The sequence below is a fragment of the Bombilactobacillus sp. ESL1197 genome (assembly GCF_058107145.1).
The window spans coordinates 263239-289146 of sequence record NZ_JBYLTY010000001.1; the positions used below are offsets into that span (position 1 = coordinate 263239).

At 38.8% G+C, this 25908-nt stretch carries 21 protein-coding genes and 1 tRNA gene; 5 read left to right on the forward strand and 17 right to left on the reverse strand.

Translation table 11 applies throughout. The annotated features are described in order from the left end of the window. Nucleotides 1–162 precede the first annotated feature (162 nt). From AC3B6B_RS01065 to yycF, 5 genes are read right to left on the reverse strand one after another with little or no spacing between them, the layout of a single operon-like run. Entirely contained in the window at nucleotides 163–951 is a 789-nt protein-coding gene (locus AC3B6B_RS01065) for an MBL fold metallo-hydrolase (protein ID WP_489757694.1), read from the reverse strand. Continuing rightward, entirely contained in the window at nucleotides 941–1780 is an 840-nt protein-coding gene (locus tag AC3B6B_RS01070) for a two-component system regulatory protein YycI (protein ID WP_489756866.1), read from the reverse strand. Before AC3B6B_RS01070 ends, AC3B6B_RS01065 begins: the two co-directional genes overlap by 11 nt. A 3-nt stretch (nucleotides 1781–1783) precedes the next feature. Beyond that, nucleotides 1784–3115 (reverse strand): YycH family regulatory protein, encoded by a 1332-nt coding sequence (locus tag AC3B6B_RS01075; protein ID WP_489756867.1) that lies wholly within the window; start codon nucleotides 3113–3115, stop codon nucleotides 1784–1786. Next, nucleotides 3099–4973: a cell wall metabolism sensor histidine kinase WalK gene (gene walK / locus AC3B6B_RS01080; protein WP_489756868.1), complete on the reverse strand. Its 1875-nt coding sequence runs from the start codon at nucleotides 4971–4973 to the stop codon at nucleotides 3099–3101. The genes AC3B6B_RS01075 and walK overlap by 17 nt, the downstream gene beginning before the upstream one ends. Nucleotides 4974–4988: 15 nt before the next feature. Next, on the reverse strand, nucleotides 4989–5714 hold the full coding sequence (gene yycF / locus AC3B6B_RS01085; protein WP_489756869.1) for a response regulator YycF: 726 nt from the start codon (nucleotides 5712–5714) through the stop codon (nucleotides 4989–4991). 122 nt (nucleotides 5715–5836) lie between these two features. Here yycF and AC3B6B_RS01090 point away from each other — a divergent pair. After that, nucleotides 5837–5909: transfer RNA gene (locus AC3B6B_RS01090), tRNA-Lys, on the forward strand. 184 nt (nucleotides 5910–6093) lie between these two features. Then, entirely contained in the window at nucleotides 6094–8574 is a 2481-nt protein-coding gene (locus tag AC3B6B_RS01095) for a glycoside hydrolase family 2 TIM barrel-domain containing protein (protein ID WP_489756870.1), read from the forward strand. Between the two features lie 78 nt (nucleotides 8575–8652). On the opposite strand, the gene AC3B6B_RS01100 is transcribed toward AC3B6B_RS01095, so the two are convergent. Continuing rightward, entirely contained in the window at nucleotides 8653–9822 is a 1170-nt protein-coding gene (locus AC3B6B_RS01100) for a pyridoxal phosphate-dependent aminotransferase (protein ID WP_489756871.1), read from the reverse strand. Between the two features lie 156 nt (nucleotides 9823–9978). On the opposite strand from AC3B6B_RS01100, the gene AC3B6B_RS01105 reads away from it, so the two are divergent. Further along, nucleotides 9979–10419: an 8-oxo-dGTP diphosphatase gene (locus AC3B6B_RS01105; RefSeq protein ID WP_489756872.1), complete on the forward strand. Its 441-nt coding sequence runs from the start codon at nucleotides 9979–9981 to the stop codon at nucleotides 10417–10419. Nucleotides 10420–10432: 13 nt separating this feature from the next. Here the strand turns inward: AC3B6B_RS01105 and AC3B6B_RS01110 are convergent, their stop codons facing one another. Continuing rightward, on the reverse strand, nucleotides 10433–10852 hold the full coding sequence (locus AC3B6B_RS01110; RefSeq protein ID WP_489757695.1) for a GtrA family protein: 420 nt from the start codon (nucleotides 10850–10852) through the stop codon (nucleotides 10433–10435). An 85-nt stretch (nucleotides 10853–10937) separates the two neighbouring features. On the opposite strand from AC3B6B_RS01110, the gene AC3B6B_RS01115 reads away from it, so the two are divergent. Then, nucleotides 10938–12380: an APC family permease gene (locus tag AC3B6B_RS01115; RefSeq protein ID WP_489756873.1), complete on the forward strand. Its 1443-nt coding sequence runs from the start codon at nucleotides 10938–10940 to the stop codon at nucleotides 12378–12380. A gap of 132 nt (nucleotides 12381–12512) precedes the next feature. Here AC3B6B_RS01115 and AC3B6B_RS01120 read toward each other — a convergent pair whose 3' ends face one another. Continuing rightward, complete coding sequence (locus tag AC3B6B_RS01120; RefSeq protein ID WP_489756874.1) at nucleotides 12513–15149, reverse strand: transglycosylase domain-containing protein; 2637 nt, start codon at nucleotides 15147–15149, stop codon at nucleotides 12513–12515. Nucleotides 15150–15161: 12 nt separating this feature from the next. After that, entirely contained in the window at nucleotides 15162–16427 is a 1266-nt protein-coding gene (locus tag AC3B6B_RS01125) for a hypothetical protein (RefSeq protein WP_489756875.1), read from the reverse strand. Between the two features lie 45 nt (nucleotides 16428–16472). Between AC3B6B_RS01125 and AC3B6B_RS01130 the strand changes: the two genes are divergently transcribed. Further along, a complete protein-coding gene (locus tag AC3B6B_RS01130) occupies nucleotides 16473–17393 on the forward strand; it encodes a hypothetical protein (RefSeq protein WP_489756876.1) in 921 nt (306 codons plus the stop codon). 112 nt (nucleotides 17394–17505) lie between these two features. On the opposite strand, the gene AC3B6B_RS01135 is transcribed toward AC3B6B_RS01130, so the two are convergent. The 8 genes from AC3B6B_RS01135 to rpsR form a co-directional block, all read right to left on the reverse strand. Beyond that, nucleotides 17506–18789 carry an adenylosuccinate synthase gene (locus AC3B6B_RS01135; protein WP_489756877.1) on the reverse strand — a complete coding sequence of 428 codons (1284 nt, stop codon included), beginning with the start codon at nucleotides 18787–18789 and terminating at the stop codon, nucleotides 17506–17508. Between the two features lie 69 nt (nucleotides 18790–18858). Next, complete coding sequence (locus AC3B6B_RS01140) at nucleotides 18859–20007, reverse strand: hypothetical protein (RefSeq protein ID WP_489756878.1); 1149 nt, start codon at nucleotides 20005–20007, stop codon at nucleotides 18859–18861. Between the two features lie 3 nt (nucleotides 20008–20010). After that, on the reverse strand, nucleotides 20011–21387 hold the full coding sequence (dnaB, locus tag AC3B6B_RS01145) for a replicative DNA helicase (RefSeq protein WP_489756879.1): 1377 nt from the start codon (nucleotides 21385–21387) through the stop codon (nucleotides 20011–20013). A gap of 179 nt (nucleotides 21388–21566) precedes the next feature. Next, the gene (locus tag AC3B6B_RS01150; protein ID WP_489757696.1) at nucleotides 21567–22295 is read right to left on the reverse strand and encodes an LrgB family protein; all 729 of its coding nucleotides are present in this window, start codon (nucleotides 22293–22295) and stop codon (nucleotides 21567–21569) included. Then, on the reverse strand, nucleotides 22295–22732 hold the full coding sequence (locus AC3B6B_RS01155; RefSeq protein ID WP_489756880.1) for a CidA/LrgA family protein: 438 nt from the start codon (nucleotides 22730–22732) through the stop codon (nucleotides 22295–22297). Before AC3B6B_RS01155 ends, AC3B6B_RS01150 begins: the two co-directional genes overlap by 1 nt. Nucleotides 22733–23048: 316 nt before the next feature. Further along, complete coding sequence (rplI, locus tag AC3B6B_RS01160; protein ID WP_489756881.1) at nucleotides 23049–23501, reverse strand: 50S ribosomal protein L9; 453 nt, start codon at nucleotides 23499–23501, stop codon at nucleotides 23049–23051. A 13-nt stretch (nucleotides 23502–23514) separates the two neighbouring features. Then, nucleotides 23515–25548, reverse strand: coding sequence for a DHH family phosphoesterase (locus AC3B6B_RS01165; protein WP_489756882.1), 2034 nt, complete (start codon nucleotides 25546–25548; stop codon nucleotides 23515–23517). Between the two features lie 99 nt (nucleotides 25549–25647). Continuing rightward, a complete protein-coding gene (gene rpsR / locus AC3B6B_RS01170; RefSeq protein ID WP_489754979.1) occupies nucleotides 25648–25884 on the reverse strand; it encodes a 30S ribosomal protein S18 in 237 nt (78 codons plus the stop codon). Nucleotides 25885–25908 lie beyond the last annotated feature (24 nt).

Consider the following 25908-nt stretch of genomic DNA (forward strand, 5'->3'; position numbering starts at 1 on the left):
TGCAATTTTTGTTGAGATACCTAATCTCCTACTGTACTGAACTACAAGAATAAGTTATCCCACGCTGCAAAAATTAAATCTCTCAATCTATCATGCTTCGACTTTACCTTTAGTCTTGTTCTTATTTTAAACAATAGATGTTAAAAAATCATGAATATTCTTTCAAATTACCGTTAACTTCGTGGCTTGTTGGGGGAAAGTATCATGCAACCAAAAGTCATGATCCACGCCATAATCATGTTGCATTAAAATTTGACTGACTGTTTGATAAGCCAAAGTCGGTAAATTATTATGCGGACTTAAATGACCTAAAAAGACTTGCTTCGTGCGATTCCCGAGCACATCTAACAAAACTTCGGCGCCATCACGATTAGACAAATGTCCTTCGTCACTGATAATTCGTTGCTTCAAAGGCCAGGGATATTGCCCTTGTCGTAACATTTCTAAATCATGATTACATTCCATTAAAAAACCATCCGCATTTTGAATCACATATTTGACCCGATCTGACACATAACCTGTATCGGTTAAATCGACAAAACTATGATCTTGGTAATGAAAATTATAAAATTGCGGATCCACTGCATCGTGAGACACGCTAAAACTTTCGACGTCTAAATCACCTAAGCTGAGTACACTGTTCGCCGCAAAGATATGTTGCTGTGGTTGCGGTATAGATCCTATTTTAGCACTCATTTTTTGCCAAGTCTTTTGGTTTGCATACACATCTAAACCGTACCGCCGCGCCAAGACACCCACGCCTTGAATATGATCACTATGTTCATGCGTGACAAATAAAGAATCAATCTGGTTAATATCTTCACCAATACTTGCTAGTAAAGCCTTAATTTTTTTGCCCGAGAGCCCCGCATCGACTAAGACGTGTTGCTTGGGAGTTTTGATATATAAACAATTGCCCTGACTACTACTAGCTAAAACACTAACTTGCATTGCTGTAGTCACTAACTTTCACTCCTTGTGTAGTATTCTTTTTTAAAATTGCGCCACTAAAGGCATTAACTCGGCGAATTTGTGGTGTATGCTCACCTTTCGGCACAAAAGCAACGTACCAAACGGGAATATAAATCGTACTATTTTTAACTTTTAATAATTTAGCGTAAGCCAAGTCCGCCCATTTCACCTGCGAATTACTCGGAATTTCGTTATTAGTATACAAATTATAAACCGCGCGTTGCTCACTAATTGTGCTTTGTTTTTCATGCAAAACATTCATCGCATTCACATAAGTTTGCTCATAACTGACTAAACGATGATTCACAATTTTAAAATTAATGCGGCCTGTAGGTTCATACACTTGACCTAATTTCACCTTTTGAACAAAAACGATCGTATTAGCCGTCGATAAATGTTTCGCATATTGATATTCGCGGCCATGAGTAACATTTTGGGACTTCGCAACAAAATTGTTCAATTTAGTCACGGCATTTTGGGTCGTTAACGTTAGCGGATTGTCCAAATAACAATTTAATTGCTTTTTAATATCGTCATAACTCCACGTAATCCCACGCAATTTCATTTGCCCTGTATGCAAAATATGTTGATCATCTTGGCTAGCCAAGTAATAACCAGCACTATTTTTGGTGCTTAACTTACCATTAATCGTGATATTATCTTGATTCATTTCTTTTTCTAACGTGGAATGGGCAATATTATTAGTGATTACCACTTGTTTGCGCGTTTGCGTATATGAAGTAAATAAAAAAACATCCAATGCAATAAAGACACATAAAAAGATAATTTCAATTCTGCGAAAGTCCATTAATTACCTCCCATGATTCAACCAACTCGTCAAAGAACGCCATTGATTATTCATCAAAACATAATATTCTGGCGTTAAGTTAACGATTTGCTTGTTTTGATCATCAGCCATCCAGGTATAACCAATTAAAATCTTTTGAATATTTTTCGGATTGTAAGCTGCCTGGGTCAACTTTTGAATCACGGTTTTGGTATCTGGCAACTGCACTGGTGCTTGGTCAGTTGGTAAAGGCACTTGCAAAAATTGCTTCGAAAAAGTTAACCGCTGAGCGTTAGTCGTGTAACTAACATTCACACTGCCCACATCTTCAGGATAAAAAATAGGAAAACCATTCACGTAATTGCGAAAGATCAATTGCTTATTTTTATCATTATAAGAAAAGAAGTATAGCCCGTTCAAGGAACTTCCAGATTTAGCTAAAATTTGAAAAGATTGATCAAACAAGGATCCCATAGTCTGGGGAACGGTGGTTTTAGAATAATCACTATAGGTGACTAAATTAGTTTTATTATCCACCACTAAACTGCGATTAACGCCACTACGATAAGTCGTCATCGTCCCGTTCTTGTGGGTGGAAATATCTGATTCCTGTTGCGAATTCAACAGATTAGACACATAGGTATTATTAGTTTGTTTCGCAATTAAATAACTGACTTTACTCAGCCGTAACGGCTTTTGATAATCCAAATTAGCAGTTTTAAATTTACGATTTTGTTTAATTGTAACTGGTACTGTAAAACTAGCATCTTGCGTAATTTTTCGTAAGCGCTGGGGCAGTAACTTCCGTTGCTGAACTTGATAAACGGCTTGCTTTTGATCATCTAATAAAAAAATCTGAACTCGCTTTTTGCCCGTTGGTCGAGTTACTACTATCCGATTAATTTTTTGTTCACCGTGCTGTTGAATACCGCGTTGATTAATCAATTCCGCCAGCGCATTAATGCTCAATTGCGTCGGATAAATTAATTGCAAGGTATTATTTAATTGCAAATAATGATGATAATTAGCCGCACCATGCTGACTTAACAATTTAACATGACCTAATTTGGCCGTCTTTAAAAGATTCATCGTTGTCGTAATCAAATTGGCTTGATTACTGCTAGCCGCATACTGTTGGTGCTTTTTTGTGAGTAAGAGTTTGGTTGGTAAAAAAATCTCATTCATTTTTTTGGAGACCCCAGCATTACGTTGACTAATTGTTTGCTGTTTACTGCTTGGCGGTAAGGCCTGCTGATACTTGGCATTATTCGTCCAAATTAACCATGACAAAATCAAACTAATCAAAACTGCTACTGCCAAACTTACGCGCAACAACAAATTATTCAGGTGCTTCATCCCACTCACCCTCACTTTCACTAGGATCATATGGTAAGGAAATATAAAAAGTGGAACCCCGATTTTCCGCACTGTTCACCCAAATATGACCACCTTGAGCTTCAATCACTTCTTTAGAAATGGCTAAGCCCAAACCCGTACCACCTTGTTTGCGCGAACGTGCCTTATCAACGCGGTAAAACCGGTCAAAAATACGTTTGATATCTTTACGCGGAATCCCCAAGCCTTGATCGGCAATACTCAAAATCACATTATGATTGGTATCTAACAAGCGGCAAGTGATCGTACCACCGTCAGGTGAATACTTCAAAGCGTTATTCATAATATTATCAATGGCTTGCGTCATTTTATCAGGATCAATCTCAACCCATAAATCACGTTTCGTAAAAATTCGCTTAATTCGATGTGGAACAAAATTCTTTTGTTCAGCTTGCGCATGGTCGGCTTCTTTTTGCAGCATCAAGTCAAACCGATCCAAAATATAATTGAACATTTCGTTAAAATTAACTAACTCAACGTTGATTTTAGCCGTTCCTTGATCTAAGCGCGACAGACTCAACAGGGAGTTAACCATACGAATCATACGTTCCGTTTCTTCTTGCGTCACTTTTAAAAATTGCGGTGCTAATTGCGGATCTTGCCACGCACCATCATTTAAAGTTTCCACATAACTGCGCAAACTCGTCAACGGTGTGCGCAATTCGTGCGAAACATTGGACACAAACTCCCGCCGGTCGCGATCAATCTTTTGTTGCTCCGTCACATCATGTAAGACACAAACGACCCCCGTGACAAACCCCGTATTACGTTTGATTAAAGAAAAGTCAGCCTGCAAAATCAATTCATCACCATCAGCTTGCAGTTCAATAATCCGTTCTTCCTGATTATCTAAAATATCTTCAAAATCTAAATGTTGATCTAAATTTAATAACTCCATTAAATCTAATGGTTGCGTTGAATTCGAATCCACATTCAAAAATTCTTGAGCGGTTTCATTAATAATCGTAATTTTGCCGTGCCGATCTGTGGCTAGCACTCCATCCGACATCTGGGTTAAAACACTATCCAACCGGCGCCGCTCGGCATCGGAATTTTCCTGTTCTTCTTCAACTTTAACCGATAAATTGTTCACCGCAATCGCTAATTGGCCTAATTCATCTTCACTATAAACCCGAACCTGCCCAGAATAGTCCCCGCGGGCCATCCGTAAGGCTTGGCGCTGCATTTCAACAATCGGGCGGGTAATGGCACGCGCTACTACGATGGAAATCACCGCCCCTAAAATCCCGGCAACTAACGACGCTACAAAGAAGATAAAGACAATCCGGTTAATATTTTTATAAACTGGATCCATATCAGCGCGGACATAGACCGCCCCGACCGTTGAATTGTTATCACCATTAGAGTTTAACAAGGGCGTAATGGATAAATAATAACTACCATCACGGTCATTATGTGAAATCTGCGTGAGTTTACGTCCGGAATAAATCACATCTTTAATTTGAGAATTCGCCGTTCGCTTACCTACTGAAGCTTGATTATTGTCACCTTTAATGGCCACAATCCGCCCTTGACTATCAATTACTTCCATCTCAGAAATTTGAATATTCGTAAAATCCCGCACTGTTGCTCGAATATTTTTACGAGCCTTAGCTGTATTACTTGTCAAATTAACTGCTAAAGGCGTAGTTAACCATGAAGGTAATTGTACCTGCGTTTCAAAGGTTTCTACATTTTGCTGCTCTAAACGATGCACAAAATAAGCTCCGATAATTTCAATCGTACTCAACAACAATAAAATAAAAACTAATGCAATTTTGAATTGCATAGAACTAAAAAATTTTGTTCGCTTTGTCACGGCCATAAGCCCCTATTAATCTTTTTTAGGATCCTTCGAACTAGTTTCCGCTTTTAAATAGTAACCAACACCGCGGCGTGTAATTAAATATTCAGGCTTACTAGGATCATCTTCTACTTTTTCACGCAAACGCCGAATTGTGACGTCGACTGTGCGCACATCACCAAAATAATCATAGCCCCAAACTGTTTGTAACAAATTCTCCCGAGTCATTACCTGGCCAATATGCTGCGCTAAGTAATACAATAATTCAAATTCCCGATGCGTTAATTCCAATTCCCGACCATTCTTCATGACCGTATAAGCTTCTGGCAAGATTGTTAAGGAACCAACTTCAATTTCGGCAGTTGAATGTTCATCACTATTGTTCAAATTAACTTTTTGCCGCCGTAAATTAGCCTTAACCCGTGCTACTAATTCACGATTGGAAAAAGGTTTAGTCACATAATCGTCGGCACCCATCTCTAGGCCTAAAACCTTATCTAACTCTGAATCTTTAGCCGTCAGCATAATGATTGGTGTATCTTTGGTCTTGCGCACTTGCCGTGCCACCTCTAAGCCATCAATTTTCGGCAACATTAAATCTAAAATAATTAAATCTGGAGCTTCACTCTCCACTTGCTCTAATGCTTCCTCACCATCAAAAGCTACGACGGTTTGAAAACCTTCTTTATCTAAATTGTATTTGATAATATCAGAAATTGGTTTTTCATCATCAACAATTAAAACTTTATTAGCCATAAGGTAGAATACCTCCTTGGTTTCTCGTATCCAGTATACTAGATTTTAGCAATTCATGACAAAATTCTCTAAATCTTATTGCCAAAAGCTGGAGAATATGCTAATATATTCATTGTGCTTACGGGTGGTTAGCTCAGCTGGCAGAGCAACGGACTCTTAATCCGTGGGTCCAGGGTTCGATCCCCTGACCACCCATCAATCTTAGTAAAAGCTGTTATTATAACTTCAAAAGTTAGTATAACAGCTTTTTTGTTGTATTCAAAATTTACCCCAAGACTACTGACTTCAAGCAAAATGTAGTTTTGTCAATCAGTGATTGTCTCCGTCAATAAAACCATTATAATAATCATGTAATCGTTTTAAAAAAGGAGTGCTATTTTTGAAAAAAACTAACTGGAATCAAGATTGGCTCTTTTGGCAAGACCATAATTCTTTTGCTTTAATTTGGGATGTCCCGAAGACTGCCCAAAACGTCACTTTACCGCATGACGCTATGCAAGAACAACCGGCTTATAGCGCTAGTCCGAACGGCGGCAACACCGGTTTTCGCGATGGTGGTACTTATGTTTACGTGAAGAATCTCTTTGTTCAGCCGGAAGATCAAACTAAAAACTATCAATTACAATTTGACGGTGCCTATATGAATACCTTCGTCTTCGTTAATGGTCAATTAGCCGGTAAGCGTCCGTATGGCTATTCCGCTTTTCGCATTGATTTAACTCCCTTTTTAAATTTTGGGGATAATAACGAAATTCGCGTCCAAGTAAAATCTGGGGCCATGCCTAATAGTCGCTGGTACTCGGGCTCTGGTTTAATTCGCGATGTGTACTTATTAACTAGTGCTACTAAAACTTATTTAACGCCCACTACGCAAATCACAACTTTGCAAGCCACTTCTGCCCAAGCGACGATTAATTTAAAGACGACCATTCAAAACCAAACTATTAATCCAACCGCTGCCTTGCAACTGCAAGTTCAAATTTATGATGAACAGCAACAACTCATCTTGACCGACCACTATCCTGTGCAATTAGCTGCAAACGAACAGCGCCCACTACAGCTACGTTTATCATGGGCACAACCCAGCTTGTGGAGTGCCCAAGAACCACATCTGTATCGTTGCTTATTGCAATTAAGTCAAACAGAACAATTGCTTGATCAAGATGAACTGGTTTTCGGTGTACGACAATTAGCTCTCAATGCCACTCAAGGCTTATTAGTCAATGGTCAAAGTGTCAAATTACGTGGCGCGGGTATTCATCATGATAGTGGTTTGCTAGGAGCTGCAACTTATGATGTCAGTGCCTATCGGCAAATTAAATTGCTGAAACAAGCGGGGTTTAATGCCATTCGCATGGCTCATCAGCCGGCGGCTCCCGCCCTCTTAAAAGCTTGTGATGAACTAGGAATGTATGTCCTTGATGAAACTTTTGACATGTGGAACCGTGCCAAATCTGATTATGATTACAGCCTTTATTTTCAAGAATGGTGGGCCAAAGACGTTCAAGCCATGGTCGAAAAAGATTTTAATCACCCTAGTGTCATTTTATATTCCCTGGGCAATGAAATTCCTGAAATTGGAACCCCACAAGGGATTAGCTTACTGACAAAAATGGAGCAACTGATTAAACAGTTAGATCCGACTCGGTATACTTTATCGGCAGTCAATGGCTTGTATTCGGTAGGTAACGAACTGTTAAATATTATCAGTGAAGTGGTTGATCAACAAGAACCCCAACAAAACCATGAAGCAATTACCGTGAATAATTTTATGGTAGCCATGGATCAATATTTAGATCGCATCGTCGTTGACCGGCGCATTTCCCAAAAACTAGACCAAATTTTCCCGATCACAGATTTAGCGGGCTACAATTATATGACTGCTCGCTATGAACAAGACGTCAAAGATCACCCCCAGCGCTTAATAGTCGGCACCGAAACTTATCCGCCACAGATCTGGCAGAACTGGCCGTTAGTTCAAAAATATCCCCAAATTATTGGAGATTTCACTTGGACGGGTTGGGATTATATCGGTGAAGCCGGCGTGGGCATTCCCGGTTATCACTTTGGTGAAGGCGGGTTTGGCGCCCAATTTCCTGCACAATTAGCTTACGTTGGTGATTTTGACTTAACTGGTTTTCGGCGACCACTTTCGTATTATCGCGAAATCATTTTTGGCTTACGAACCACACCTTATCTTGCAGTGCAAGACCCCAAGCATTATGGTGAGAAACTCATGACTACGCCGTGGATGTTAAGCGATACGATTCACAGTTGGAGTTTTGATGTTGCTGATGATGCGCCCGTAATCGTTGAAGTTTATAGCAATGCTTCTTATGTAGCATTATATTTAAATGAACAATTAATTGCCAGCCAAGCTGTTGATGAACATTGCCGCGTATTATTCAAAACTACTTATCACCCTGGTCAGTTAACAGCCATCGCTTATGATCAACACCACCAAGTAATCGGACAATCCAGCCTCCAGACTGTTGCTGTCCAAGATGCGCAATTACAAGTTCATGTGCAAAATTATTTACCAGAAATGAAGACGCGCCTCAGTTACCAAGCCTTACCGATCAATGGCGCTTTATATTATCTGAACGTGCAATTGTCGGGCTCAGATGGTACTGTTTGTTCTCTTCAAGAACAAACTTGCCAACTGCAAATTATCCAGGGCCAAGCTAAAATCTTAGCCTTTGGTAGTGGTAATCCTAAACCTCAAGCGGATGAACCATTAGCACAAACTCAAACTTTTCACGGTAGAGCTTTAGCGATTGTCCAAAAGTCTGATGTGAAGCAACCAGTTGTCTTAGCAGTGCAAACAGCTAACCACCAGGTTCAACAAATTGAAATTTAACTCATTAAAAAAACGGTCATTCTGCAAGTTGAGATCCTCAGTCAAGCTTGCAAAGTGACCGCTTTTTAATTGTTCAGTTTAAAATAAATTTAATTTGGCAATGCGTTGACAAGCCTCACTATAGCGCGGCTCATCAATCAATAAACCAATCCGCACATAGCCTTCACCAGCGGCGCCAAATCCAGTTCCTGCAGCTACCGCAACCCCAGCTTGCTCTAACAACAAATCAGCAAATTCTTGACTGGTCATCTGTTGCGGTGTCGGCATCCAAGCATAAAACGTTCCACCTGCGGGCACTGGTTTCCAACCAATCGCTTGTGCCGCCCGTTCAAAATCGTCGTGACGTTTTTGATAGCGCGCCACTAATTGTTTAACCGATGTTTGATCACTTCTCAATGCCGCAATCCCGGCTTTTTGAACTGCCGGAAAAACACTGACGAACAGATGATCTTGAATCAAATTAATTGCTTCAATCATCTCTTTATTCCCCACTGCAAAACCTAAGCGCCAGCCCGCCATGTTATATGTTTTCGAAAAAGTATACAGCTCAATGCCGACTTCTTTAGCATGCGGTGTTTGCAAAAAACTGATGGGGCGCTGGCCATCAAAACCAATAGCACCATAAGCAAAATCGTGCACAATTCCCACTTGATTTTGTTGCGCCCAGGCCACCGTATCCTGAAAGAATTCGGGGGTCGCCGTCGCTCCAGTAGGATTATTGGGATAGTTTAAGTATAAGTATTTAGCTGCGGCAACTACTTTCGGATCTAAGGACTGATAATCTGGTAAGAAATTATTCTCTGCTCGCAAAGGCACTAATGCGGTTTTGGCTTGTGCTAAAGCTACTCCGGACAAATAGTCTGGATAACCGGGGTCTGGTAAAAGAATAGTCTCTCCCGGATTTAATAAAGCTAATGGTAATTCGACTAAACCTGTTTTAGAGCCACCCAAGACCGCTACTTCTGTTTCCGGGTCCACTTCCACTCCATATTCACGTTGGTAAAACTCAGCGGCAGCCTGTTTAAATTCTGGTAACCCTCGAAACGGTGAATATTTATGATTTTGGGGATCTTTAGCTGCTGTATTTAATGCCTGAACAATAAAATCAGGCGTTGGTTGATCTGGATTACCTTGACCAAGGTTAATCACGTCGACACCCGCCACAATTTTTGCATTGACCTTTTGAACTAAAGTGGCAAAAAATTGTTGGGGCAGCTGTTGCAATAAATTGGATTCTTCAAATTTCATTTTAATCTTCTCCTCACCTGTTAAGCATATTATAACCACTTTGCTACTAAAAAGTGCATTTTTTTATTCTTTCACGTAGCCTTTTTTCATTTTCAAACAACTAAACGTTATATAATAACAGCAGAATATTTTTTTACGATGGAAAGGATTAATTACATGCGCACTGAACCAGTCGAATTAACTAATATGGTCTTAATTTTAGATGCCCAAAAGCAACAAGTGCTCGTTGAATATCGCCGCGATCCTCATTGGCCGGGGATTGCTTTTCCGGGGGGCCACGTTGAAGCTCACGAAAGTATCACCCGCTCTGCTGAACGTGAAGTCCAAGAAGAAACTGGCTTAACCGTAACTAATTTAGAACTCTGTGGTTTAAAACAATATCCTTTAAGTCATGGACGCTTTATTTGTTTCTTGTATCGTACTACGCACTTTCAAGGTAATATTCAATCATCAACTGAAGGTCCCGTCTTTTGGATGAAGTTAACTGATTTCCCAGGAAATAAACAACTAGCTTCTGGCATGGATGATCTATTAAATGTTATGACTTCCGGTTTCAATGAGGTACTCTATCAAGGACCACAAACCTATTTCTTTTAAATTTATGACTAGTTTAGTGCTCTGTAAAAATAAAAATCTTACTAAAAAAGTAATTGGCAATGACGACTAAAACATTGTCAATAATTTTTACCCAAAAAGCATTCTGGTGTAAAACACTAATTCCCACAGCCATAATGGCCAGATCTAACAGCAAACTTAAAATCCGAAAAAAGAAAAAAGACACAATTTCTTTGCGCGCGGCTTGAGAACTTCTTTGATGTGAATCAAACACATAAAGTTTATTGGTTATATACGCAAAGATCACAGACAATAACCACGCTGTGACATTCGCAATTTGGTAACCACAAAAATGCCACCAAGTATATAAACAATTAAAAACTACTAAATTTATGAGCGTCGTTAAACCACCAAAAATCAAGTAGCTAATAACGCTCCAGTAAGTAACTATCATTTGTTTTAAACGTTGCATAATTTTCTCCACATTAAAATTTTATTGTTATTTTCTTAAAAATTCGTTACACTATGAACCATATTACTATAATTAGGAGGTCTTAACCATGGAACAAACCAAAAAAATCCGTTGGTATAACGTTGCCTTCATTGCCTTTACGTCCGTTTGGGGCTTAGGCAATGTGTTTAACAACTACGCTAACCAAGGCTTAGTCGTTATTACTTCATGGATTTTAATCATGTTATTGTTTTTCATTCCTTACACCTTAATGGTCGGTCAATTGGGCTCGACATTTGAGAATTCCGGCGGAGGGGTTGCCTCATGGATTAAACAATTATCTGGTAGTCGGCTCGCCTATTTAGCAGCTTGGACTTATTGGGTGGTCCAAATTCCTTATTTGGCGCAAAAACCGCAAATGATTATCGTGGGCTTAAGTTGGCTGTTTCAGGGTAACGGTAACTTTGTGAATACCGTGCCAGCACTGCCGTTACAAATTATTTGTTTAGTCATCTTTTTGGGCTTTTTATGGTTGACCGCCCGCGGGTTTACTACTTTAAAAAATCTCGGTAGTTTTGCCGGTATTATTGCTTTCATTATGTCGATGCTCTTTATCATCTTAGGCCTAGCCGCTCCTTTCATGACACACTTAACGATTCAAACACCGCATATGAACCAATTGCATACTTACTTACCGAAATTTGATTTTAATTATTTTACTACTATTTCGATGTTAGTTTTTGCAGTCGGAGGTAGTGAAAAAATCGCCCCCTATGTCAAACAAACACATAACCCCAGTCATGAATTTCCTATCGGCATGATCTGCTTGGCCGTTATGGTCAGCGTTTCCGCTATTTTAGGATCATTTGCTTTAGGGATGATTTTTGATTCGAATCATATTCCTAACGACTTGATGGCTAACGGTGCTTATTATGCCTTTCAGATTCTGGGCAAATATTTCCATGTTGGTAACTTATTCGTTTGGATGTATGCCATCACTAACGTCTTAGGCTCCGCCACCGCTACTGTCATTTCGATTGACGCACCGTTACGCATGTTATTAGAAGATAGTGATCCTCAGTATATTCCGCGGAAGCTTCTCAAAAAAAATAAAAACAATATTTTTATTAATGGTTATTATTTAACCGGTATTTTAGTCACCATTTTAATTATTTTACCTGCTTTCGGCATTGGTGGCATGAATGATTTATACAAGTGGCTATTAAACTTAAATTCTGTCATTAATCCATTTCGATATTTATGGGTCTTTGTCGCTTTTATGGCGTTAAGCAAACAACTCAAGCACCACCAAGCAGATTACATGTTTGTTAGAAAACCACTAACTGGCTTTATTTTGGGCTTATGGTGTTTCTTATTTACAGCTTTTGCCTGCATCTTAGGCATGGTTCCCAAATTAAATTACAGCAGTAATCCGCACGCTTGGTGGTTCCAAATTAGTCTCAATGTGATTACGCCTGTCGTTTTGATTGCGTTAGGCTTTATTCTACCAATGATTGCCCGGCGCCAAAAAAGCGAACTAACTAACAACTAAATTTTAAATTACACTACTAAAAAAGTTTGGGTTTCAACAAATGACCCAAACTTTTTTGATGCAGCCAAAATAACAAGAGATAATTGTACTCAATTGATCCAACTACTGTTGCTTCCTAATAACTGTGCCCCATTAATTAACATCAATCACTGGATCTGGGACATTGCCACCATAACTGCGAATTTGATTAATTAAGTCAATTAATTTTTGCTTTTGAGCTTCTTTATCAGCAGCATTATTTTGATAAGCCGCCTTCACACGACTTAATTGCTCCTCATATTGCGGTCTTAATTTATCAATCATCGCCTGCTTTTTAGTGGCCCGTTGAGTTTCAATTTGATTCTTTTGAGCTTCAAATTTGGCTAAGCGACCATTTTCTTTCTTAGCTTCTAATTGCGCTTGCGTCAAATTTAATTCTCGCTGCAATTGCATAATTTGTTGATTGAAGTTTGCTTTAGCTGACATGCGTTTAACATTCTCATTTTGATAACGGACTTTTTGTAATTTAGTCAATTGGTGACCGTACTGACTTAATTTATCAAAGGGAACCTGCTGGTAACGTTCAATGGCTTGCTGCACCTTACGTTCCCGTTGCAGTTCCTGCTTTTTAGTTAAATGATAGATTAATCGGTAGTCTAAATCCGTTAGACGTTTTTTATTTGCATTAATTTCGGCACTATTAAAGGCCAAGTAACTATCATGGATTACTTGTTCAATACTTTTACCCGTTGCTTCACGCCGCACATAAAGATTATCGCCGTCACGCCGAATGGTATTTGGCATGACAAAATCTTTTTTAGGTTCTTTCAACGCTTTAACTAAATAATCACCTTCAGTTTTAAAAGTCTTAATCGACAACTCCTCTTGCTCGGCCGTTAATGGTTGTTGGTGATCAAAGCCCGTCCAATTAGCAATGGTAAAATATGGTGTCATACCAACAAAATAACTATCTAAATTTTTATCCGTCGTTCCGGTTTTACCAGCGACATAAGGATAATCACTTAAAGCAGCATCCTTGCCCAAACCATTGTTGACCACACTTTGCATCGCATTCAGCATCATATAACTGGCATCTGCCGAATAAACATTGACCGGTACGTGGGGATTTTCATATAAAATTCGTGAATTATTTGTATCATAAATACTGCGGACATTACTGGGGGCAATAAAATTACCTTGTCGAGCAAACGAACTATATGCCGAAGCCATTTCAGTAGTCGTTACTCCCTTCGTAAAGCCTCCCACCGCAATAATAGCATTTTGATCAGCAGGATATAAACCTTGAAATTGCATTTTACCCAAATCTTGATAGAAGCTTTGTTGCTTATCACCTAAGGCCAACTTAAAGGCCACCGTATTAATCGAATCTGCTAAGGCCGTTCTTAAAGTGACTGCGCCGCGATAGCCACTGTACCAGTTGCTCACATTGCCGACAGGTCCATCAACCACTTTGGATTGTGGCGCATAACCGCGCTCAAACGCTGGCGCATAAGCAATTAAAGGCTTAGCCGTGGACCCCGGCTGCCGATAGGCATCACTCGCCCGATTCAATTGATCACCATCTGTCGTTCGGCCACCAACAATCGCTAATACATCGCCAGTCCGATTATCAACGATGGTACTAGCCACTTGCGGCTCTAATTTGCCATCTTGATCACGCTGTTGGTAAGCAGCATACTGCTGTTGCACCAATTGTACGATCTGTTGTTGCAAGTTTTGATCAATGGTTGTTTTGACCACATAACCACCATTTAATAATTCACCATAGTACTTATCATAAGCTTGCGCATACTCATTTTTATAAGTGTTTTTTGCTTGATCATTGTTAAACAAATACTGCATTTGAAAACCGTGAATCGTCATTAATTGTTGTACGGCAGATTTCACCGCATAATTCAAGGCGTAATTTTGCGAAATATCATTATCATACTTAAAGTTATGAATTTTTAAATGTAACGATTGTTTACTAGCATGTTGATAGGTTTTCTTCGAAATCATTTTTTGTTGATACCAGCTATACAAGACCGTATTCCGCCGATTAATTGCTCGTTGCGGATGCAATATCGGATCATACAACACTTGATTATTGGGAATTCCAATTAATAATGCAGCTTGCCCCCACGTTAATTGTTGCTGGGACTTGGAAAAATAATATTGAGCCGCACTACCAATCCCATAACAGCCATGGCCTAAATAAACATCATTCAAATAAAATTCCAAAATTTGCTGCTTGGAAAACTTCTGTTCTAAGGCTTGCGCCACCACCATTTCCTTAATCTTGCGGTCAAAGCTCTGCGTTTGGTCTTTCAAAATCACATTTTTGACCAACTGTTGGGTCAAAGTGGAGCCCCCTTGAACTTGTCTTCTCAAGACTAAGGACACCACCCCCCGCAGCATTCCCGTTAAATCAACCCCGTGATGTTGGTAAAAGCGGCGGTCTTCAACAGCGACCACGCCTTTTTTTAACTTGGGATTAATTAATTGATGCTGAACATACGTTGATTGACTATGCGTTAAAGTTTTCATCACCTTATTATGCCGATCTTTGATCACCGTCGGCTGCTTCGGATAAAAAGTTTTAGTGGTAATATCGTCACTAATCAAGTAGCCGGCAGTCACATCTTTTTGTAATTCTTGCCAATACTGATGTCCAACTTTACTGCCGACAATTAAGAGTAGCACCAAAACGAGTAATATTAGATATTTAATTGCTTTTCTAATTGGATGTGCGCAAACTTTTTGCCACCAACGCTTACCTAAATTTTTCATACTTTCTCCTAATTACCGCACATATAAAACTGTTCCAGGCGTTACAATTGCCATTAATCGCGTTAAATCACTAGTACTTAAAGTTAAAGTATTATGGAGATTAATCATCGAACTAGCAATAAACCCAATTTGATTTTGATTTTCAATTAGCATCGAATTCTTCAACGCCACATTATTCTTCAACCAAAAAATAGTTTCGGCTTGATTAAAATCACTAATATCATTATCTTGGTCGGCAAAACTCGTGGCATCTGCTAAATAATCGCCAAACGAGCTACTACTCAAATCGGTAACCACGCCCGCATTAATTCCGGGATCAGAAATCAAATTTTTAACAGTATAAGTTCCCGTAGGTAAACCATTATTCGTAGCCATTAAGCTGGCCATTTTCGGTAAATATTTAGTACCGTTACGTTGTAATAACGTCAAGGTTTGATCCGCATTAGAATAAAACAAGACATTAGTAGCACTCACATCATCTTGTTGTAAACTATGACTAAACTGGTCTAACTGTTTGGCATTATCAATAATAGTCACATTGGCTGGTTGATAATTCTGTGTTAGCGGGGCATTTTTCAAAGCTTTCAGTTCCGCTTGCTGCTGTTTGACTTGTGCCTGAGTTTGATTTTGTTGGGCCACTTTAAATTCCTTTAAAGCTTTAGCAACTTTCGGGCGCCAATATTTTTTCAGAGCTCGATTTTTGATGAGTTTATAATAAGTATTAATTGTCGAAGCTTTCGTCATGGTTAACTGCTTGGGACTAATAGTCTTCGCTAAATTTTTATTTAGATAAGTTTTAGCATCTTGGGTCTGATCATACCAAATTCTAATGGTATCAATTCGATTTTTTTCTCTTTGATAAATAGTTTGATTTTTTTCCTTTAACAAATTCTGGTCTGTTTGATTTAAGCGTGACGTTGTTACTTGATTAGCGTAATAAGATCCGTCATAATAACGTGCAATTTGTTGCTGATTATCTACTCGCAAAGTTAATAACTGCTGCACTCGCGTCAGTTTTTGCCGCGTGGTCGGATGTAAGGTCAAATGCCCCAATGGACTGTTAGCTAAATTGGTCGTAAAATTTAACCGACGCGTATTAACCCGCGTAACTAAAGCCGACTGTTGGCGATCTTGATATTGTGAATCAATAAAATGCTGGGTACTAACATTAAAGTAGCCATTGCCCAATTCCAACAGAAAGCCTACTACGCCAATGATCACCATCGCCCAGCTAGTCAATTCTAAATTATGCAATAATGATTGTTTATTAATTTTCATAAAAACTAATCTTTCTTAAATTAAGATAATTAATGAGGTGCTCTTGTGAAAAGAAATATGAAAAAAAAAGGTTGTTTAGTTACCCTAATTTTAATGATAGTTATACTAATTCCTACTTATTATAACCGGAAATTAATCATTAATGCCACCAGTAACTGGTTATCTAGTCAAACTATTCCTTTTCAACTCGTCGTGAATCCTAAAACTATCAATCACAGTCAGCATCCTACCAGTCTAACGCTCGACGAAGTCAACGATCAAGACTATCAACACCAACTCAAAAATGCTAATCATATTGTAAAACTTTTTAATCGTAAACAACAATCTTGTGGCTTCTTATCTAAACAGCAAAACCGCCAATTACGCCAGTGGGTTACACAAAAGCCGCACCGCTATTTATATAGTGTGACGCCACTGGTCCTCGGTCAAAACCGGCACGGTCATTATGTAACGGTCAGTGTCAATCGCTACGATGATACTCACCAGATTCATAGTTACCGTTACCGCGTTTATTACCACCAGCAAAAGCCACAACAAGCTCGTTTTTTAGGTAATTTTAGTAGTAATAAACCACCCAAATTTATCACTTGGACAACTCGCGTCGGTATTTCTGGTATTTCTAAGGTTCCAAATTTTATTGATAAAATTAATTCCACCATGTTAAATTCCGGCGTAGCCGCCAAACCAACCACAACTGTGAAACAGTATCAGCAGTTAGCTCAAAATATCGGATTAAGTCAAACTAGTGCTCCTGGCTTAAAAAATTATATTAATCGTGGCGGTGCTGATCAAAAAAATAGCGCCATTACCGCTTATGAATTTAGTGATGTTCCACGTGAAACAAGATTTTATATTACGCAATACAATAATCACCAGCACTACCATTACACCTTGATTTTTAATCGTAATACTAACGCCTTTACTCAGTTTCTCAATGGTATCCAATCAGCAGCTCAAAAAAATTAGAATTACTGGCTGTTTCACATGAAACAATTATTCAAATTAAAAAAAGTCTTTCCTTGATTAATCAGCAGATTAACCAGGAAAGACTTATTTAATTCCAGTAATTAAATAATCATTACCAAATGTTTTTTAAAACAATCGTTTCATTCCGTTTAGGGCCGACAGAAACACTAATTAGCTGCAACCCTGTTAGTTCTTGCACCCGCTTTAAATAATTCTTAGCGGCCAACGGCCATTTATCTAAATCCATTTGCCCTCGTAAATTTTGGGACCATCCGGGCAATTCTTCATAGACTGGCTGGCACTGCGCAATTTGCTGTAAACTGGCTGGATATTCATCAATTGTTGAACCATCAGGCAAACGATATCCGACACAAATTTTAACAGTTTTTAAACCGCTTAAAACGTCAATACAATTTAAGGCTAAGTCCGTGACTCCCGCAACTCGTTTTGCATGCCGTAACACCACCGTATCTAACCAACCAATTCGGCGGGGCCGCTGTGTCACCACTCCATATTCATGCCCAGCCTCGCGGATAAAGTTTCCTGTTTGATCCGTCAACTCTGTTGGAAACGGGCCGTCGCCCACACGCGAAGTATAGGCTTTAGCAACTCCAACCACATGCTGAATCTTAGTGGGACCTACACCAATTCCCGCAGTATAACCACCCACAGGATTTGAAGAAGTGACATATGGATAAGTACCATGGTCAATGTCGAGCATGATGCCCTGCGCACCTTCAAATAAGACATTAGTTCCTTGCTCAATTTGTTCATTTAACATTTTTGAAGTATCAATCACATACGGTTTTAATTGTTGTCCGTAATCATAATATGAAGCAAAAATATCATCAAAAGACAAAGCTTGCCCTTGATAAACTTGAGTAAATTCTTTATTTTTCAAATCTAAGTTTTGGCGTAACTTGGCAGCAAAAGTATCTTTTTCTAATAAATCAATCATCCGAATGCCAATCCGAGCAGCTTTATCCATATAAGCTGGACCAATTCCACGATTAGTGGTGCCAATTTTGTTGGCACCTTTACTCTTTTCCTGTAATTCATCCATGCGGATGTGATACGGTAAAATAATTTGGGCCCGATTAGAAATATAAAAATGTTCAAAGCTGACATGTTGCTGCTTGAGTCGGACAATTTCTTCAACCAAGGATTTGGGATTAATCACGACTCCGTTACCAATCATTGTCACTTTATCAGGATACAAAATACCGGAGGGCACTAAGCGCATTTTATAAGCAGTTTGCTCAACTTCCACCGTATGCCCAGCATTATCACCACCTTGATACCGTGCAATCACTTGACTATCGTGACTAAGAAAATCAGTAATTTTACCTTTTCCTTCGTCGCCCCATTGCATTCCAACTACTACAACACCTGTCATAAATGTCATCCCTTTTTACTAAATTCGGTCCAGTAATATTCTATCAATTACGAACATTAATAGCAACAATTAATCTATTAATTCGTCTTTAGTAAAAAATGTATTTAAATATTCCCAAGTTAAGACCGATAATTGTTGATAAGGCAAACTTTGGCTAGACGTTCTAGTATCCGGTAAATCTTCAAAAACTGCTAAAGTTAACGTTTGCTTATCTAGTGCCTGACAATAAGCTAATTGATCTAACATTTGATCGCGTTGGCGAAAACGGACCATATTTTGCTGTTGCACTAACCTTTGCAGGGCACTTTCCACAAAATCAGCTCCAAATTGCCATTGATCATCTAAAACAGGTTGCACTAAAGTTTTGTGCTGGCGCTGATAATTAAAATATAGAATCAGCATTTGTAAATAATCGCAATTCGGAGAAACAAAATCAATATCCTGCAGGTTAATTAAAGCATAGCCACCAAAACAGCCCAAATGATCTAATAATTTCATGACCAAAAATTGCTGATCTAGTTGCATAATTTGTCCAGCAAAAAATACATCCGCACTTTTGGAACAGTACAACAAAATTAATTGTTGCTGTTGCTGGTAGCGTTGTAAGATTGGCCTTAGTTCCGGATTATTTTTCACCAAAACCGAAGGTGTGTGTTGTAAATGCTGTGTTTGAAACATTGTACTGGCGAGTTGTAACTGGGCGCCGACAAATTCCAAGGCAACAACGCGCTCTAAATCAACGGTTAAATTTTGCCCAATTTTAGCAAAGTTAAAGGAATCTAGTAATTGCAAGTGCAATTGTTGTTGCCGAAAGTCCTGTAACTTCACTTGCAAATAACGATTAGAACCTGCCAAAATTACCAAAATAGCTTGTTGCTGACGCTGCAAAAAGTCCAATAATTGCTGAATCAAATCATTTGCAGCAAACTGCGGCACTGCCAGTTCTTTTGCCCAGTGTATCTTATTAGTAGCCGTTAAATCAATCCGCCGTTTCAGCCGCTTTAAATCTAATCCTTCCGTGGTTACAGACGCAATGCCACTAATCTTTAATAAGACATAACCATCAAGTAAGCCATAATCATTATAGGTATGCACAATGACCCACTTATGATCTAACGCGGTGACAAAACCAGTATAAATGTCACCCGTTTGGCGAATAAACAGATCGACAATTTGCTGATTTTGTTGTGCTTGTTGCAGTTGTTGTACTTTACTCATGAATTAACCTTCTGTCAGTGGTGAAATTGCAGCAAACTTATTATATGATTTCACAAATAATAATTTCACTGTACCACGCGGACCGGAGCGATTTTTGCCAATGATCACTTCCACTTCACCAGCGTTAGTATCATCACTAGCTTCACTACCTTCCTCGTCATCAGCACCATCGTTATAATAATCATCACGATACAGGAAGGCGACCACATCCGCATCTTGTTCAATGGAACCAGATTCACGAATATCTGATAAAACTGGTCGCTTATCTTGTCGTTGCTCTACCCCCCGTGATAGTTGTGATAAAGCAATAACTGGTACATGTAATTCTTTCGCTAGTTTTTTTAATTGTCGTGAAATCGTCGAAACTTCTTGTTGCCGATTCTCTTGACCAGTTCCTTCAATTAGCTGTAAATAATCAATAATAATTAAACCAATATTTCCCGTCTCTTTGACCAGGCGGCGACACTTAGCTCGAATTTCTGCCATCTTAATTCCTGGAGTATCGTCAATATAAATATCGGTTTTGGACAAAATACCCATGGCCACAATTAAATTTTGCCATTCGTCATCGTTCAACGTTCCGGTGCGCAAATGATTCGCATCAATGCTCCCTTGAGCACATAATAACCGGCTAGCTAATTGGTCAGCTCCCATTTCCAAACTAAAAATGGCCACCGTTTGCTGACTATGAACTGCCACATTTTCCGCGACGTTGAGTGCAAAAGCCGTTTTGCCGACGCCAGGACGGGCAGCCAAAATAGTTAATTCATCAGCATGTAAACCAGCAGTCATACTATCTAATTCACTGTATCCGGTAGCTAACCCCGTCACTTGTGAATCTTCTTGAGCTAACTGGTCAATATTTTCAATCGTATCATTTAAAACATCGGCTAATTTTTTAAAGCCGTTATTATTCTGGCTTTCGCCGACTTCCATAATAGCTCGCTCGGCATTGTCCAAGACGTTCGCCACATCAGTATCTTGCTCATCAAAACTTTGGGCCACAATATCAGTTGCCGTATTAATCAACTGCCGTAATACGGCTTTATCAGCCACAATTTTGGCATAATAAACAATATTGGCGGCGGTGGGGACGGTTGTTGCCAAATCCCCTAAATAATTAACGCCGCCAATATCTGCTAACTGATTTTTAGCTTCAAGTTGATTTTTAACAGTCACGACATCAATTGCCTGGTCTGCTTCATTTAATTCCAACATGACAGCAAAAATTAACTGATGCGCATGATAATAGAAAGACTCAGTCGTCAAATATTCAGCCGCATCAACAATTTTTTCTGGACGTAATAGAATCGATCCTAGGACTGATTGTTCAGCCTCTTTATTATTAGGTGGAATTCTCTGCATTGTTGTATCGTTCATGAATTAACCTCATATCTAGTTACAATTTTACCACGGATAATATAGGGATAATATATGTTTTAAAATATTCAAAATAACATTAAATACCATCGAAAGTAAACAAAAAAACCTTTCCTAGTTACCAACGTTTAAATTAACTAACTAGAAAAGGTTTTATCATTTAAATTATAAACTAGTGTTTACAGATGCATCATTTGTGCAAACAGTGGCACTGCAATATTATCAACAATACCAATGATAACAACCGAAACAGCGGCCATCGCACCTTGAACAGAACCTAATTTCAAGGCAAAAGCAGAACCAACGGTATGTCCAGCAGTACCCATACCTAAACCAGCACCGATGGGGTCGCTTTCCAATCTGAACCACTTAACTAACCATTTACCTAAAGCATAAATGATAACGGCGTTCAGGATACATGCCATCGCAGTAACAGCAGTGTTGCCACCAATAGCTGTTGACAATGGTAAAGCAATCGCAGTCGTAGCTGATTGACTCATCATGGAAGCTGTGCCGACCCGACTGAGTCCCAAGAGTTTGGAAATTCCCAAAATAACAAATAAGGAAATAAAGGTACCAATTAACAAACTCAATAAAATAACTAGCCAATTCTTCTTAAACACATCATTACGTTTATAAAGCGGAATTGCAAAAGCAATTGTGGCAGGTGTTAAGAACCAGAAGATTAGATCCCCACCAGGCTTATAGAATTTCGTATAAGCTGCTGCAGTCGTCATTCCCATGCCTTTTCCTAACAAGAAAATTAGAAAAATTCCCAAAACCATCGCTACAAACAACGGTTGAAATAAGAAAAAGCCATGAGTCAAATTAAATAAGTATTGCCCAATTTCAAAAACTCCCAATGAAAGTAAGATACCAAATAAGGGATTCGATAATAACTCTGCCATCATTTGTTCTCTCCTCCTACTTGTTCTTGTGTATCTGTATCAGTATGTTTGATCTTTTTACTGATCCATAATAACAATCTTGTTGTATAAGCCGTTACTACCAACAAAACGATTGTTGATAAAATAATGACGATAACTAATTGGACACCTTCATTTGCCATAATGTTCAAATTAGCAGCTAGAGAAATTCCGGATGGTACAAACAAAAAGGCAATTAAACCAATCATGGCACTTCCAAAGGAATCAACCCACTCTAATTTGATAATATGACAAGTCAATAATAAATATAACAAAATCAAGCCAATAACCGGCGTTGGTACAGGGAATGATTTTGGCATCATATTAGAAATCCACTGTGATACAAACAAAATTGCTGCATAAATTAACATTTGAATCAATAATGGTGCAGCTTTTGGCTTCTTATCTTCTGGTTTCATTTTCACATCACCTATTCTTAAAATTTATCGCACTTATTGTCTAAGAGACCTAAACAATAAATTGGTTCCATCATCACTTTCTTTCTCCCAAAATCGATAAAATTTTAGTTTAATCAAAACTAAAAACTATCTACATATGGTTTATAACGTTTTCACGAATTTGTCAAGTATTTCACAAGATAATTGCTTCACAATCTGCAAGCCCTTACATCTTTGAGCTATTAAAAAAACTAGAATTCACAAGAACCTAGTTTCTTTATAATTTTTCTCAAAAAATTCTGCAACTAATACTGTAATTTACATTACAACAATAATATTACTTTTCACTGACATGCACCCGTATGGAAGCTTCAATCCCTGGATACAATTTCACTGGTACATTCATATAACCTAAAACTTTAATCGGCTCGGCCAATTCAATTTTGCGCTTATCAATTTCAATTTGGTACTGTTGTTTTAAAGCTTGCGCAATTTGTTTACTGGGAATTGACCCAAATAACCGACCATCACTGCCGGCTTTCGATTGTAGTTCAACCACCGTTTCATCTTTTTCTAAAACGGTCTTAATCATTTGAGCACTAGCTTGTTCTTCATCTTTTTCTCGTTGTTCAGCTTGCTTTTTACCATTCAATTCACTGATGGCCTTAGCAGTGGCGACTTGAGCTTTACCGTTTTTAATTAAGAAGTTGCGCGCGTAGCCATCAGCGACTTCTTTGACTTCGCCACGTCGACCCTTACCGCGAACATCTTGTGTGAAAATTACACGCATCTTTTCATGCCTCCTAGTTATTGTCTGCTTGCTTAGGTTTATCTTCTACTTTTTGTTGGATAATTGCAATCAATTCTTTCTTAGCCTGAGCAATTGTATAATCAGCTAATTGCGTTGCCGCATTGGATAAATGACCGCCACCACCCATTTCTTCCATAATGACTTGCACATTAAAGTCACCTAAGCTTCGCGCTGAAATTGCTACTTTGGCATCGGACCTTTTGGTAATCACAAATGAAGCATCAATTTTTGATAAGGTCAATAAAGTATCGGCTGCCTGTGCCGCAATCACGGAATCATAAACTTGATCTTCTTCACCCGTGCAAATGGCAATTTGCGGCGTCACCATTTGTACGGTATCAATTAAATGGTTCCTTTGGATATAGGATGACACATTTTCTTTCAGCAAATTTTGCATTTTCGTGCTGTCAGCCCCTACTGAGCGTAAATAACTGGCCGCATCAAACGTCCGTGTTCCTGAACGTAAAGAAAAGGAATGTGTATCGACAAAAATGCCAGCTAGCATGGCCGTCGCTTCTAGTTTAGATAAAGACTGTTGACTTTGTGGTTGGTATTCAATCATTTCAGTTACCAATTCACTAGCCGAGGAAGCATAAGGCTCAATGTAGGCCAGTAATGGATTAGCAGGAAATTCTTCACCACGCCGATGATGATCAATCACTACCGTTTGATCGGCTAACTTCGCCGCCAATTCTGGGCTAGCGGAACGTGATGGTTTGGATAAGTCGACCATAATCAACATACTTTGCGCATTAGCCTGATCTAACGCCTGTTGTGGCGTAATTAAATCATTTGATAAATGCTGGTCTTGCTCAATCCATTGCAATAAACGTGCAACATCTGTGTGCGCTCCGTTAGCATCAATCACAATTTTACAAGTTTTATTATTCATTTGTGCAATTCGATGAATGCCTAAACAGGCACCTAAAGAATCCATATCAGGTTGTTGGTGCCCCATCACATAAATAACATCAACTTGGTTAAATAACTCTCTTAAGGCTTGGCTAATCATCCGTGCCCGGACACGCGTCCTTTTTTCCATCGGATTGGTGTTGCCGCCATAAAAGCGTGCTGGTTCGTCCGCCTCACGTACAACTGCTTGATCGCCACCTCGACCCAAGGCCAAATCAATATTTTTTTGCGCATCTAACGCTAGTTGGGCCAAGTTATCTTTACCATAGGCAAAGCCAATACTTAAAGTTAACGGCACATTTTGCTGCGAAGTAGTCTTACGAATTTGATCTAAAATTGAAAAACTATTAGCTTCCAGGGCCTTTAGCGCATTCACATAGCCCACCACAATAAAACGGTCACTGGCCACGCGTTTTAAATACATTTCATTTTGATTAGCCCAATCAGTTAATTGATTAGTTAAATAACTATTCAAATCTGAGCGATCCCGATCAGCCATGGTTTGCACAAGCTCATCATAATTATCAATAAACACTTGCCCAATCGAAATTTTTTCATCTTCATACTTTTGCTTAATAGCTACATACTGCGTAACATCCAAAAAATAAATTACGCGAAAATTTGGTTGCACAAAAGTTTGAAATTGAGTTTGACCAATAGTTAATAACGTCGCAGCTTGTTGCTGCTGTTCATTTTTTTCGACCAGTTGAATTAATTCTGGATTAACTTGATTTAAACTACGTCCTAGTAAATCCTTATCAACAAAATGGCGCTGTAAATTAGGATTCACCCATTCAATCGTGCGCTGTTTGTCGTTATCATACAGTAACATCCCAATGGGAATATTAATCAAAGCTTCTTGTTTGCCCCGATTTTCACGAAATGATAAATCGTATAGATATTTATTAGTTTGCACCACAAACTTGCGTAATAAATAAGAACCAATGGCGACAATTAACGTAAAAATAATAAAGACCAATAAACCTAAAACTGGACTAATTCCAAAAATTAAACTAACTAAAATTAAAGCCAAAACCACTACGACAATTAACCCCCAACGTAGTGGCTGACTAATAGCTAATAAACTATTCTTAGCTACGCTCTTTTTTTTCATACTTACCCTCTTGTAACTAGAATTTAGCTATATTTTAACATACTGTTTACATTAAAAAAGAAGCCTACCTTGAGTAGACTTCTTTGGGATTGAAGCTTATTAATCTTCAGCAACAAATGGTAATAAGCCCATTACTCGTGCACGTTTAATCGCAATTGTTAAACGGCGTTGATTCTTGGCGCTTGTTCCCGTTACTCGACGAGGTAAAATCTTGCCTCGTTCCGAAATAAAACGTTTCAGCAAATCTGTATCTTTGTAATCAATATATTCAATATGGTTAGCGGCAATAAAGTCAACCTTCCGGCGACGACGGCCACCACGACGTTGTTGTGCCATGTTGAACGCTCCTTTCAATTATTC